We start from the raw sequence: 13,159 nt of genomic DNA on the forward strand, positions 1-13,159 counted from the left end.
CCGTTGATTAATCTAGCCCAACGCTCAAATAGCACATTACTTATTTATATAATTGGAAACCAAAATAACTGCTGATGTCTGAACAATATCGTTTTGAAACCCTGCAAGTTCATGCTGGACAAGAGCCGGCTCCTGGAACTAATGCCCGTGCTGTACCAATTTACCAAACTACTTCCTACGTTTTTGACGACACCGAACACGGAGCGCGGTTATTTGCTCTCCAGGAATTTGGTAACATTTACACCCGAATCATGAACCCGACGACGGATGTATTTGAAAAGCGGATTGCTGCACTAGAAGGGGGTGTAGCAGCATTAGCAACAGCTAGTGGTCAGGCAGCGCAATTCTTGGCAATCACTACGATCGCTCAGGCTGGAGATAATATCGTTTCCACCAGTTTTTTATATGGAGGAACATATAACCAGTTTAAAGTATCATTACCACGTTTAGGTATTAACGTCAAGTTTGCCCTGGGAGATGATCCAGAAAGTTTCCGTCAGGCGATCGACGATCGCACCAAAGCGTTATACGTTGAAACCATTGGCAATCCACAATTCAACATTCCCGACTTTGCCGCTTTAGCTGAAATTGCCCATGAAAACGGCATACCTTTAATTGTGGATAATACCTTTGGTGCTGGTGGATATCTAGCTCGACCAATTGAACATGGTGCAGACATTGTAGTAGAATCTGCAACTAAATGGATTGGTGGACATGGCACTTCTATTGGTGGTGTAATAGTCGATTCGGGTAAATTTGACTGGGGTAACGGTAAGTTTCCCCTATTTACTGAGCCAGCACCAGGCTATCATGGGCTGAATTTTCAAGAAGTGTTTGGGCCTAGCGGTTCCTTTGGCAACATTGCTTTTATTATCCGCGCCAGAGTCGAGGGGTTACGGGATTTTGGCCCGTCTTTGAGTCCATTTAACGCCTTCCTTTTACTGCAAGGATTAGAGACTCTTTCTTTACGTGTAGATCGTCATGTCAGCAATGCCTTAGAATTGGCTCGGTGGTTAGAGCAACAAGAGCAAGTATTATGGGTTAATTATCCTGGACTTCCTAATCACCCTTATCATGAACGAGCGAAAAAATATCTCCGGCATGGCTTTGGCGGAGTTTTAAACTTTGGCATCAAAGGTGGATTGGATGCAGGTAAAGCTTTTATTAATCATGTGAAATTGGCAAGTCATTTAGCAAATGTTGGTGATGCTAAAACCCTCGTGATTCATCCCGCTTCCACAACTCATCAACAGCTAAGTGATGAAGAACAGCTTTCAGCAGGTGTAACACCCGATTTAGTGCGGGTATCAGTGGGAATTGAACATATTGACGATATTAAAGAGGATTTTCAGCAGGCATTCGGGCAAGTTAAGATTTAATTCTTAATTGGGCATTGGGCATTGGGCATGATGAAGAGACAAGGAAGAGACTATTCAATAATTCCCCCTTGTCCCCCTTGTCCCCCTTGTCCCTCTGCCCCCTGCCCCCTGCTCCCCTGCCTCCCATCAAATATGATCTACTCAAATTTCATCTCACCACAAACCCAGTTTTACCAGCTGACAGTGCCATTTCAACTTGAAAGCGGCGAAGTATTAATTGGGGTTCAGATTGCTTATCGCAGCTGGGGAGAGTTAAATGCTCAAGGCGATAATGGAGTACTAATTTGTCATGCCTTAACTGGTTCGGCTGACGCTGATGATTGGTGGGAACCTTTGTTTGGTTCAGGGAAAGCCTTCAATCCCGATCGCGATTTTATTGTGTGCAGCAACATTTTGGGAAGTTGTTATGGTACAACAGGACCAACTACTATCAACCCAACAACGGGAAAGCCTTATGGTGTATCCTTCCCTAAAATTACAATCCGAGATATGGTTCGCCTACAAGCTGTACTACTAGAATATCTGGGTGTTCAATCTCTGCGGTTCGTAATTGGTGGTTCGCTTGGTGGAATGCAATCACTGGAGTGGGCATTATTATATCCCGACAAGGTGAAAGGTATTGCACCTATCGCTGTTTCTGGCAGACATTCCGCTTGGTGTATTGGATTAAGTGAAGCCCAAAGACAGGCAATTTATGCCGATCCAAATTGGCAAGGAGGAAACTACACCCTGGATGCACCTCCAAAGCAAGGACTAGCAGTGGCGAGAATGATGGCGATGTCTACTTACCGTTCTTGGGATAGTTTTACAACCCGCTTTGGACGGCAGTATGATCCATCTGAGAAGTTTGCTATAGCGAGTTACTTACAGCATCAAGGTCAAAAGTTGACAGAACGATTTGATGCCAATACTTATATTACCCTCACCCATGCAATGGATGGCCACGATATTGCACGCGATCGCACAGCTCCTAATTTATCAGATTATGAATCTGTTCTGGGAAGCATCCAGCAACCAACTCTAGTTGTCGCCATTGATTCTGATATTCTCTATCCACCAGTAGAACAACGAGAATTAGCAAATTTAATCCCTAATGCTCAACTGTCGTGGTTAAAGTCAACCCACGGACATGACGCATTTTTAATTGATATGGCTGCATTAAATGAAATTATTCAACAGAACCATGAGTTTGTTCTTTTTGAACCGTAGGAACGATCGCAGTAGTCAATATCACATTAGGTAAAAAGTAAGGGTTTATATCTCAATACAGTTCAGATAAAACCAAAACACTTGTAGAGACGGCGATTTATCGCGTCTCAAAAACCCAAAATTTTTGCCAATGGCCCTTAACCCAAGCGTATTGGTTTATAACTAAAATCTCAAGATCGATGGGAACGGGGATGAGTTAAATATTTCCCAATGCCTGCCGTATCCGCTGCTATATTTACTGTATCTGGGTTTCTGTCGTTGAACCCAGAAATGGAGACAGCTAAGGGTGAACCGATGAGTTGAGCAACTCGAAAGGCAGACGCGATCGCTCCTTCATGCAATCCATCTCCTAGATAAGCTCCCGCATAGTAAGTATGATTTTCTCCATTGGTGGCAACTACTTCGTCTCGATATCGAAAAGATTCAGTGGTATACAACGGAGTGTGATGCTTTTGAGTGTGAATAATTCGATCTTTGGCAATCAATTCTTCTAGTTGAAACGATAAAAAATAATTCTGTGGCGATGAGATCCCGCAAAGCTGATTTAAGTAACTGTTATATCCCCATTGGGTGTCTGTCTGGAAGAAATCAAATTCCGAGGGGTGGTGGATGTGATGATGATCATACATAGAAGTATCAGTATGAATTGTAGTGGTTGCATAATTGGCTTTCCAATCTGAAAAGCGTTTAATTTCAGCCCCGGTTGGGTCAGCTAACAGAGCCATTACTTGGTCGGGTGGCGTAGCAAATACGACTTTATCAAACTCCTGGATCTCACCCTGCGATCGCCTGATTTTCACACCATCTGGACTTCTAGAAATATTAACAATCTCCATATTCAACAAAACTTCTCCTTTAAATCGCTCCAGAATTTTTTCAATATAGGAATATACACCGCCTTTAATCCTGAGCCATTTGACTGCAAGGTAGTCGCGTAACATCGGAATTCCCATCTCTGCGGGAAAATTATCAATGAGTTCAAAGGGCATTGAGTAGCTATACATTGTCAGCAACTTTAGCCAGGTATTGCTTATACTTTTGTTGTTTACATATTGAGACAATGGCTGATCGCAAAAATCTTCCATCTGGGTAAATCGCGTTTTTAGCCATAATCCAAGGGAATGGGTATGGATGGTATCGAACCGCAGATATTCAATGAGGCGTTGGATGCCTGTATAGTTATTCTCATTCGTGACCTTCGAGAAAAAGGGAATGTCATCTTTGGGGAATAAAGCTGAACCGACACGGATGGGTTCTAGTTCCACTCCTAGCTCTTGCATAAGAGCAACAAAGTTGTGGAATACGGTAGGAAATTCTAGCACTCCACTTTCCAACATTTCATTGCAATCGGATTGGTTGGGCAAAACATTCTTGTTGAGTGTCCGAATATGCCCCCCTAACATGGGCTGCCGTTCAAACACCGTGATATGATGACCTTGCTTATCAAGTAGGTAAGCTGTAACCATACCACTGGCTCCACCACCGATAACTGCTATTCTCATAACTGACCTCTCAGTTTTTGAATATGAATAATATGTGCGATTTGTCTGTTTAGCTATTGCCTAAAAGCACGTCGCCAGATAATCGTTGATACAGCAACGCCCCAGTCCAAAATGTGGGAGCAAAGCCCGGATAGCCTGATGAAGCATTGCAGAAATAGAAATGCTTGAGTGAGGTTTCGTGATTCAAGCGTCCCAAACCCATGTTGCGCGGTGTGAGACTAGAACCGTAGGAATTCCCGTTAGGACACCAGCAATAACGTTCATTGGTGGTGGGACTGCCGGTGATCTGAAAGACTAGATGCTTTCTAAAATTCGGTACATATTCTTTTTCCACGACATCGAGGATAGAATCCAAGATTTCTTGCTTTTTCTGGTTGTAAGCTTTACGTTCGCTCTGTCGCAATTGCTTAAAGTAGTCGTAATTAGCAACGGTAAGGAATTCGACAATCTGGCAATCTTCTGGACAATCCCGACTTGCTTGTGTCAATAAAGTGGGCGTTGTTATGGCAAAGCTGGGATTGGAAAAGTCATTGTGTTCATACATCTGAGCAAAGGCTTCATTCAAATCCTTATGACCTGTATGGAAGAGATTCCACTTGCCAAATCCATAGTCTCGCAGGTCAAGGCCTTTGACGACGCAATAAGCCATGTAGTTAGATGCAGAATACTCATAGTTGAGTTTTCGGCGCACAGTTTTAGAGAAATTTGACTCACCAATCATTTTGGCAGCTTTTTTGGGGTCAATGTTGCAAATCACGGTGCCACCTGTAAATTCGTGAGTTTGATGGGTGTTTAAATCCATCGCCTCAACGCCCGTAACCGTTTTGTCTATGACTCTAAAATTCGTGACTTCATGGTTGAGCAATACCTGCCCTCCATTTGATTCAATCACTTTGACTAACGAATTGATAACATGCTCAAAATGCTGGGTTGGGTAAAATGCACCTGCTTGATAGCCCTTGAATAAAGCGACCCAGGCATAAAACGAGAGTTGATTTGGAGGCAGCAAAAAATCAGGCCATTGCAGAGCTAATAGGGTTTGGGCGGCTTGTGGTAGCTGAAACTTGTCGAATACATCCTGAAGTGTACTGTTAAGATATTGGACAGTACAAAACACTTCACTTGTATGTTTGAGCAGTTCAATTGGCTTAACTGGAGGAGCAAGTCTTTTCAAACCTGCGCTCGTTTTTTCAACATCGTTAACAAATTGGCGAATGCGATCGCTATATGCAGGAAACAGCGCTGATAATCGCTGGATCAGTTCCTCTGGTTCCGAAGGAATATCTAACGCATACCCCGGCATTCGCATGTGGTCAAAACCATCGGGGTCGTACCGTTCAAAAGTTACTTCCCGATCCAAGCCTAATTTCTTGAGTACCCAATTAACCGTTTGTCCTTCACCACAATCCCAAACATAATGGAATTGGGCATTAAACGTGTATTTTTTAGCCATCGTAAACGTGTGACCAAAGCCACCCGGATGCTCATGAGCTTCGAGGATTTGCACGGTCTTGCCAGAGTTTGCCATCAAAGCACCAAAGACCAATGCTGATAAACCACTGCCTACAATTAGGTAATCCGATTTCATAGGAGGTTTCCTCAAACAATAAACGTCTTTTTCAATAACAATTTTTTCTATGCTTCAACCCGCTCTATCACAATGGTTTGATGGTAATCTAAGTGTTTTGGCAAACTATATATTCGTCATTACGGATTGAGTGAAGCAGGTTGATATCGATCTTGCTTCCATTTACACTATTTCGACGACTTTATCTTAAATTACCGTAATCTCTCATCCCTCTACAGGATGGGGAACGTCAATTCAGTTACCCCAACATCGGCGGTTATACCTTACCAAATTTCCAGGTAAGGAGCGCTCCTAAACCCAACAGACTCAACATCAACGTCAGGAGTGGAATCAATGGAATACCAATTAGATTATAACTAAATCGTTCCTATTTGCTGTCTTGCCCATACACGAAATGCTTTCATTGTCGCATTCCTTCCATTGGTCTTACTCAGGATCAAATATTCGGGAATCACTTGCTGAATTGGAAGATTGGGGAAAATATAACTGGTATTTGATTCTACATATTTACCATCGAGCAGCACGTTTATTTCCAACTTGCTTCCATTCCATCGCCACAGTTCTGGTACTCTCAACGCTTGATAATTATTGAAACGAGTGCGGGAGGTAATATCAATCTCCATAGCCAAATCTGGAGGTGGGTCAGTTTCTAAATTGATTCTATCTTTGCCCCTAATTCTAGCTTCATTTTGGATGTAGAAACAATCATCAGGTTCTACTCCAGCATCCATACTTTGTTTATCAAAAGTCGTAGATCCCAAACTCCAAAATTCCAGATCGAGTTCTTCTAATAAAACTTTTATCAAGTCTCCAATAATAACTTTAGCTACTTCATGCTCTGGTAATGGAGCCATTATTTCCAGCATTCCTTGACTGTAACCTATCCTAGAACTGCGATTGTCCCCCAATTCTGCCAAAATACGTTTGTATACCGACCAGGAGATATCTTTAATCAACAACTGATGACCGGCTTTAACAATTAGTTGATTGAGTTCAAGTAACATACCAAACTTTCTCCTCTTTATTCAAACTCAGGCAGAACAAAATAATTAAATAAAGGGGTTAGGGAAAAGGCGACCAACGCTCCCCTCTTCCCCCACGCACCTTTATCATTTTTATCTGACTTTAATTAGCGAATTGCGACATATAATTTGCGAACGTACAAATGGAGAATAACGGATTCGAACCGATGGCCTCTGCGGTGCGATCGCAGCACTCTACCAACTGAGCTAATTCCCCTTAATCGTTACTAAGTCAAGAGTAATACTACTCATTAACTCAATACACTATCACCATATAGTATTCTAACATTCAGTTGCCGATGGCTGAGGCTCTTTTTGGGAATAAACCTTCTGCACCCGTTCGAGTTCCAACTCACTGAGATAATCAACAGTCCAGTTACAGCAGCGCTGAAGCATGTGAAATGGGTAAGTATTGGCTACACCAACAACTTGCATTTGCGATCGCTTCGCTGCTGCAATCCCTGCTGGGGTATCTTCAATGGCCAGACACTCGTGTGGTTGAAGATTCAATTCAGGATATTCTTTATTTAGGCATTTTACTGCCAGTAAATAACCATCGGGTTCTGGTTTACTGGTGGTTATATCATCACCAGCAACAATAATTTTAAAATGTTGGGCTAGTTTGGCGCGATGGAGTACCAATTCTATTTCTTGGCGAATAGCGCCACTGACTAATCCTAATTTCAAATTCCGCGATCGCACCTGATATATTAAGTCTTCTACACCTGGATATAAAGGCAGTTTCTCTATTTTCTCTAACTCCACCGTATAAGCTTGGGCTTTGCGGTACAACAACTGAGTTAAGTAGTTTTCGTTAGCGACTCTACCACGATTAGCGAGTAGTTGCTGAAAACAAGCGCGATCGCTGCGTCCAAGAGAAGCTTGACGCTCACTCACCTTTTGGGGTTGGAGATTTTCTTCAATGAGAATCTCATCGATCAGTTGTAGGTGGATTGGCTCATCGTTAATGATGACACCATTGAAATCAAAGAGAACTGCCTTTAAACTCATGCGATTATGCCAAATGCGGGAGATCCAAGTCCCTCCAAATCATTATTATCTACTGATGTGGGAGTATAACGACGGACATTTTCAGTTGCGATCGGTTTAACGGCACCAGTTACCTGATTTATCCACCATACATCCTGCGATCGCACTGCTTCAAATCCGGCCGCACCCATATTCGCCTCTATACTACCAGCAGCATACTCATGAATATATGGCTCTTCAAAAACATCATTAAGCCATTCTAGCTGCCGCAGAGTCTTCTGATTCCCATCTAGAATTAGGACTTGCCCTCCAGTTACTAGCAACCGAAAGCTTTCCTGCAAAATTTCTAGGGACACCTCATTTGGAGTTTCGTGGAATAGCAAAGAAGCTGTCACTAAGTCAAATGATGCATCTCTGAAACTGGTTTTTTCCGCATTTCCGTGTCGCCAGACTATCTCTAAACCAGCATTTCTAGCTTTATCTTCTGCCCTTACCAGCATATAGGGTGATAAATCCAAACCAATAACTTCCGCTTCGGGAAAAGCCCGTTTTAACATTAGAGTAGTGGAACCTGTGCCACAACCTAGGTCAAGTATGCGTCGTGGTTTTACCTTGACGGCATCAACTAAAGCCTGACGGACAATAGTTTCATTCGGTGGCACAACATATTGGGTAATCGGATCGTAAGTAACTGCTGCATTGTAAGTGAGATAGCCGCCTTTAATCCCGTGAAAATTTTGACTGCTGTAGTACGAGGGAATTATGACATCATCTCGCCGGAAGCGATCGCATTCTTTCTCCCAGTCAATACTATCAGCGTAACGCCGTAACCCGTCTTCATCAATTAAAAGACGCACTACAGGAGATAAAAAACGTTCCCAGATCGTATCTTGACGCACTGCCATATTGTGTCAGGACTTTAAGAGTTTATTTAAACAGAGTAATTTTCTTTACAAATTTTAATATATCTAGGAAACATCTGTTTTCTCTCTCTGGTATGGACTTGACGTTTGTAATTACATGAGTTACATTTGTAGTATAAATGTGCTACTCTCTAAAAGTAGTTCTTTAGCTTCACGAAGACCGAACGAGTTAAATGAAAGACAATAAACATTTAAATTGCTACAACTAAGTAGTGTGTCAAGTTTAAATTTATGGGTAAGCAAGTTAGTAGTAATAGAATTTAGTGTTTACTACAAACCCTAAAAATTACTAGATAAATTATCAGTGGCATAGACATAATCCCAAATCTAAAATTTAAAATCAAAAATAGAATAAATTATGCCTTACGAAAAGTTAGAAATTACAACACAAGCACCCGTTTTATCTTGGGCAAATCACTCTTTGGGCCCAGAAGAAACTAAAATGGCAAAAAATGTGGCATCACTACCATTTGTGTTTAAGCACGTGGCCTTAATGCCAGATGTCCACTTAGGCAAAGGTGCTTTAGTTGGTTCTGTAATTGCAACCAAAGAGGCAATTATCCCTGCTGCTGTTGGTGTGGATATTGGTTGCGGTATGAGCGCGATCAAAACATCATTTACCGCCGAACAACTAGAAGGAAAACTGAAGAAAATTCGCTTGGATATTGAAGCAGTAATTCCGACTGGATTCAACGAAAATAAAGACGTTGAAAAATCCGTCAGTAACTGGCAACACTGGGATGATTTTAAAGACTTACATCGCGGTGTGCAAGACCTACAAGGTAAAGCAATGAAACAGATGGGTTCTCTCGGTGGAGGAAATCACTTTATTGAAGTGTGCCTGGATACAGAGAATCAAGTTTGGCTAATGCTGCATTCTGGTTCGCGTAACATCGGCAATAAACTCGCCCAGTGCCATATTCACACAGCCAGAGAATTAGCAAAAATGGCAGGTAATAAATTACCTGACCCTGATTTGGCTCACTTTGTCGCTGGTACGCCAGAATTCCAGGCATATTGGCATGATTTGCAATGGTCACAAAACTATGCGCGTGTCAACCGCGATGTGATGATGGCGCGTTTTAAGCACATAGTTGAAAAACATCTGGTAGGTGGGAAAGCAACTAAACCTTTATTGCAAGTTAATTGTCATCACAATTACGCCGAAAAAGAAGTGCATTTTGACGAGGATGTATATGTTACTCGTAAGGGTGCAGTTCGTGCCCAGACTGAAGATTATGGGATTATTCCTGGTTCGATGGGAGCAAAGTCTTTCATCGTTAAGGGTAAAGGTAATGCTCATAGTTTCTGTTCTTGTTCTCACGGCGCGGGGCGTTTGATGTCTAGAAATAAGGCAAAAAATGTCTACACACTTGATGATTTGATTGAGCAAACAAATGGTGTAGAATGCCGCAAAGATGAGGGTGTGTTAGATGAAATTCCTGGTGCTTATAAGCCGATAGAGCAAGTTATGGAAAATCAAGCAGATTTGGTTGAGGTTGTAGCTACTCTCAAGCAAGTTCTTTGTGTGAAGGGATAAGTTTGTCGGGTGGGTAATGCCCACCTTTTTTATTTTTTAAATGCAATTGTAACCTCAACAGATTGTATCTGATACAAGCGAAAAGTTAAATTTTCAATAAAATTATATGGTTGGATTAGGATATTCCACTAACAATCCTGAAGGAAAAGGAATTGGGTAAAAATTAGCCGATAAATTAGCACAGAATGCTCTTCAATTTACTATTATTGAGATAATAGATCCACCTATTTTTAAAATTACTCAATTATTAAAGTAAAGTTTCGGTGGAGATAGAATTAGTGATATGATTGTTTACATCATACTTCCTGAACTACTTAATTTTTTGGAACAAGTAGCCAAAAGCCTTACTTTTCCGGATATGTATAGTAATTTGGGTAAAGCTTAGATAAATCATGTCCCTTACATTGCGCTAACTTTGTAATAATAGTCGCAACATTGTGATAAATATCACCAATGCAACAGTGAGGAGGTGGTGTTGGAAGATGACCTAGAGGAGATTTTAGAGAAAATTCAATAGATTCCTTAGAAAACCATCGAACACGTTTTACAAATTCATGCCAATCGCGTACCTCTTTATATATGTTTAAGTGAATACTGAAACCGAATTTTTTTCGACTGTATTTCATCCAAAGATTATCAATAGTATATAAATCTTGACAAGGAATTAGTTCAATATCTCTATCACCAAGAGTTCCAATACTTGATGGGCTATCCAACGGACCTAAAATTTCTCTTCCTGAAGCTTTAAGCAATAAACGTGTTGTTTCTTCGTTTGCTTTTTGCCACTTATTAGCTTTTAGAAAATTTTGTAATTCAGTGTAATCTATTCCTCGTGATGATTTAAGAGGGTCAGGTTGTTGAAAAAAGAATTCATCAATTTCTATCTCAACTTCACGTACAAAGCTATCTTCTAAACCCAGTACATCATGCTGCCATTCCTTTAACCGCTCTAAAGTTTCTTTATCAATAGGAAAATTAGATTGACACTTTTCTGTATACTTTTCTATATAACGTTGTCGGTTCTTGAGAGGCTTTAATATACTCCCAATGATCTCCTGTGATTTTTCAAAAGATATGCCAAAAGTATGTCTCTTAGTTTCTAATATTTCTTCAGATTCTTTATCAAAAATTTTTGCTTGTTTATAATCAACATATAGCTTAACTACTTTACGATATTCTATCTCTAGTGTGTTAAGAGCAATGTTAGGTATGTTTTTAGGCTCATAAATTACAGGTATAGACTGGGCAGATTGTAACTGCTTTTCAATTTCATCTAGCCTGTCATTAAGTCTCTTAAGCTCAGTCTCCGCATTTTTAATCTGGTGTTCATACTGAAACTTACGTAATGTATCAGTTTCAATAACCAAAGCGTTTCGCAGTCTTGCTATTTTTTCACTTTGGAGTTCATAAGATTGTTCAAAAGAATTTTTTTCTTGTTCTAATCTACGCCGTTGCTCATAAAATAGCATATTAAACACTAATAAAAATAGAGTTTTTAATAAACTAAAAAATTTAAGTTTAGGTATTATTTATTGTTAGCGCTACTCTACGACAAACTGCTGTTCGCTCATAGCGCTAACATTTAAATTGGGTGTTTTTTCAAAACTACAGTGTCAAAGATTGAGGATTTGTCTCAATCAATTTTGCTAAATCTTGCAAGAACGCCGCAGCATGGGCACCGTAAATAATGCGGTGGTCAGAAGTAATATTCACCTGCATTTGTTGCCGCACGCCGAATAAACCGTCGGGTGTTGCTACTACTTGCGGACGGGATGCCCCGATCGCTAAAATTGAACCTTGTCCAAGCGGCAAAATCGCATCAAATTTGTCTACGCCAAACATCCCCAAATTAGACAGCGTAAAAGTTCCACTGTTATATTCTTGGGGCTGTAGTTGTTTTGCCCTCGCACGTTCTACCAAAGACTTCCAAGTACGCGATAGAGAATAAATATCCACTGCATCTGCATTTTGCAACACAGGTGTAATTAATCCGCCATCATCCATCGCTACGGCTACGGAAATGTTGATATCAGAATGATAAACAATACCCTGGTCTGAATAGCTAGCATTTAACAATGGGTGTTTTTGCAATGTCACTGCTACAGCTTTCGCCAGTAGCGCTGTCATTGTCACGCCTTTGGATTTAATTTGTTTATAAAGTTTGTCTAATCCGTCAGTGGTAATTGTATAACCGACACGGAAGACGGGCACGGATATGGTGGCTACCATGTTCCGCACTACGGCATTTTGGAAGGTAGTTAGAGGTACAGTTTGACCAGGAACAGCAGCTACCACTGGCGCGGGTGCTGGTGTGCGAGGTGCTGGGGATGCAACTGGGGCGCTGGTTGGTACAGCTGCTGGTGGGGCAACTGGAGCAGTGGCGGGTTGTTTGCCCTTATTGGACAATGCTTCTACATCTTCAGCGACAATGCGACCGTGGGGACCACTGCCTTGGAGTGTAGTTAAATCAACTTTGAGTTCTTTGGCTAACTTGCGGGCACGGGGTGAAACTACAAGTCTGCCTTCTTTGTGATTAGAGCCGTTTTGAGACGCTAAGGCAGGTGTTGCAACTGAGGCTGTGGCGGGGATTGGCTCAGGAGAAGAGGTAGTAGTAGCAGCCACGCCAGAGGAATTTGCAAGAGATTTCGCCTGTTCAATTTCAGCTTCAGTTTCAGCTATGAAGGCGATCGCAGATCCTACCGGGGCAGTTTCACCAGCTTCAACTATGATATGGGCAAGAAAGCCTTCATAAAAGGTTTCTACATCCATATCTGCCTTATCTGACTCTACAACCACCACTGTTTCGCCTTTTTCCACTTTGTCCCCTGGCGATTTCACCCAGGAGACGATTTTACCTTCCGTCATGGTGGAACTCAGCGCCGGCATAAATACTTCATGAATGCTCATAGGGTGGTTTGGAAATCAATGGTTTATGGACTTTAACAGCTTTCATCAGATCGAATTGTATCTTGGCGGGAGAGTTTTGGACTGGAGATTTTATATTTT

General features: G+C 41.4%; 10 protein-coding genes and 1 tRNA gene. 3 read left to right on the forward strand and 8 right to left on the reverse strand.

The annotated features are described in order from the left end of the window. Positions 1-74: 74 nt before the first annotated feature. Together FBB35_RS07400 and metX are read left to right on the forward strand one after the other, a co-directional pair. Positions 75-1,379 carry an O-acetylhomoserine aminocarboxypropyltransferase/cysteine synthase family protein gene (locus tag FBB35_RS07400; protein WP_174709123.1) on the forward strand — a complete coding sequence of 435 codons (1,305 nt, stop codon included), beginning with the start codon at positions 75-77 and terminating at the stop codon, positions 1,377-1,379. A 132-nt stretch (positions 1,380-1,511) separates the two neighbouring features. After that, a complete protein-coding gene (gene metX / locus FBB35_RS07405; RefSeq protein WP_174709124.1) occupies positions 1,512-2,588 on the forward strand; it encodes a homoserine O-acetyltransferase in 1,077 nt (358 codons plus the stop codon). A gap of 170 nt (positions 2,589-2,758) precedes the next feature. On the opposite strand, the gene FBB35_RS07410 is transcribed toward metX, so the two are convergent. The 6 genes from FBB35_RS07410 to FBB35_RS07435 all read right to left on the reverse strand — a co-directional run bounded on the left by FBB35_RS07410 (position 2,759) and on the right by FBB35_RS07435 (position 8,595). Beyond that, a complete protein-coding gene (locus FBB35_RS07410) occupies positions 2,759-4,090 on the reverse strand; it encodes an FAD-dependent oxidoreductase (RefSeq protein WP_174709125.1) in 1,332 nt (443 codons plus the stop codon). A gap of 49 nt (positions 4,091-4,139) precedes the next feature. Beyond that, positions 4,140-5,678, reverse strand: coding sequence for an NAD(P)/FAD-dependent oxidoreductase (locus FBB35_RS07415; RefSeq protein WP_174709126.1), 1,539 nt, complete (start codon positions 5,676-5,678; stop codon positions 4,140-4,142). A gap of 356 nt (positions 5,679-6,034) precedes the next feature. Then, entirely contained in the window at positions 6,035-6,682 is a 648-nt protein-coding gene (locus FBB35_RS07420) for a Uma2 family endonuclease (RefSeq protein ID WP_174709127.1), read from the reverse strand. Positions 6,683-6,844: 162 nt separating this feature from the next. Then, positions 6,845-6,917, reverse strand: a tRNA-Ala gene (locus FBB35_RS07425). A gap of 65 nt (positions 6,918-6,982) precedes the next feature. Beyond that, positions 6,983-7,711, reverse strand: coding sequence for an HAD family phosphatase (locus tag FBB35_RS07430; protein WP_174709128.1), 729 nt, complete (start codon positions 7,709-7,711; stop codon positions 6,983-6,985). Beyond that, positions 7,708-8,595 (reverse strand): class I SAM-dependent methyltransferase, encoded by an 888-nt coding sequence (locus FBB35_RS07435; RefSeq protein WP_174709129.1) that lies wholly within the window; start codon positions 8,593-8,595, stop codon positions 7,708-7,710. The genes FBB35_RS07430 and FBB35_RS07435 overlap by 4 nt, the downstream gene beginning before the upstream one ends. 376 nt (positions 8,596-8,971) lie before the next feature. Between FBB35_RS07435 and FBB35_RS07440 the strand changes: the two genes are divergently transcribed. Next, positions 8,972-10,153, forward strand: a complete 1,182-nt coding sequence (locus tag FBB35_RS07440) for an RtcB family protein (protein ID WP_174709130.1) — start codon at positions 8,972-8,974, stop codon at positions 10,151-10,153. Between the two features lie 344 nt (positions 10,154-10,497). Here FBB35_RS07440 and FBB35_RS07445 read toward each other — a convergent pair whose 3' ends face one another. Beyond that, positions 10,498-11,622 (reverse strand): GUN4 domain-containing protein, encoded by a 1,125-nt coding sequence (locus FBB35_RS07445; RefSeq protein WP_254625977.1) that lies wholly within the window; start codon positions 11,620-11,622, stop codon positions 10,498-10,500. 136 nt (positions 11,623-11,758) lie between these two features. Next, the gene (locus FBB35_RS07450; RefSeq protein ID WP_174709132.1) at positions 11,759-13,060 is read right to left on the reverse strand and encodes a dihydrolipoamide acetyltransferase family protein; all 1,302 of its coding nucleotides are present in this window, start codon (positions 13,058-13,060) and stop codon (positions 11,759-11,761) included. Positions 13,061-13,159 lie beyond the last annotated feature (99 nt).

It is taken from the genome of Nostoc sp. TCL240-02, assembly GCF_013343235.1.
GTDB lineage: Bacteria > Cyanobacteriota > Cyanobacteriia > Cyanobacteriales > Nostocaceae > Nostoc.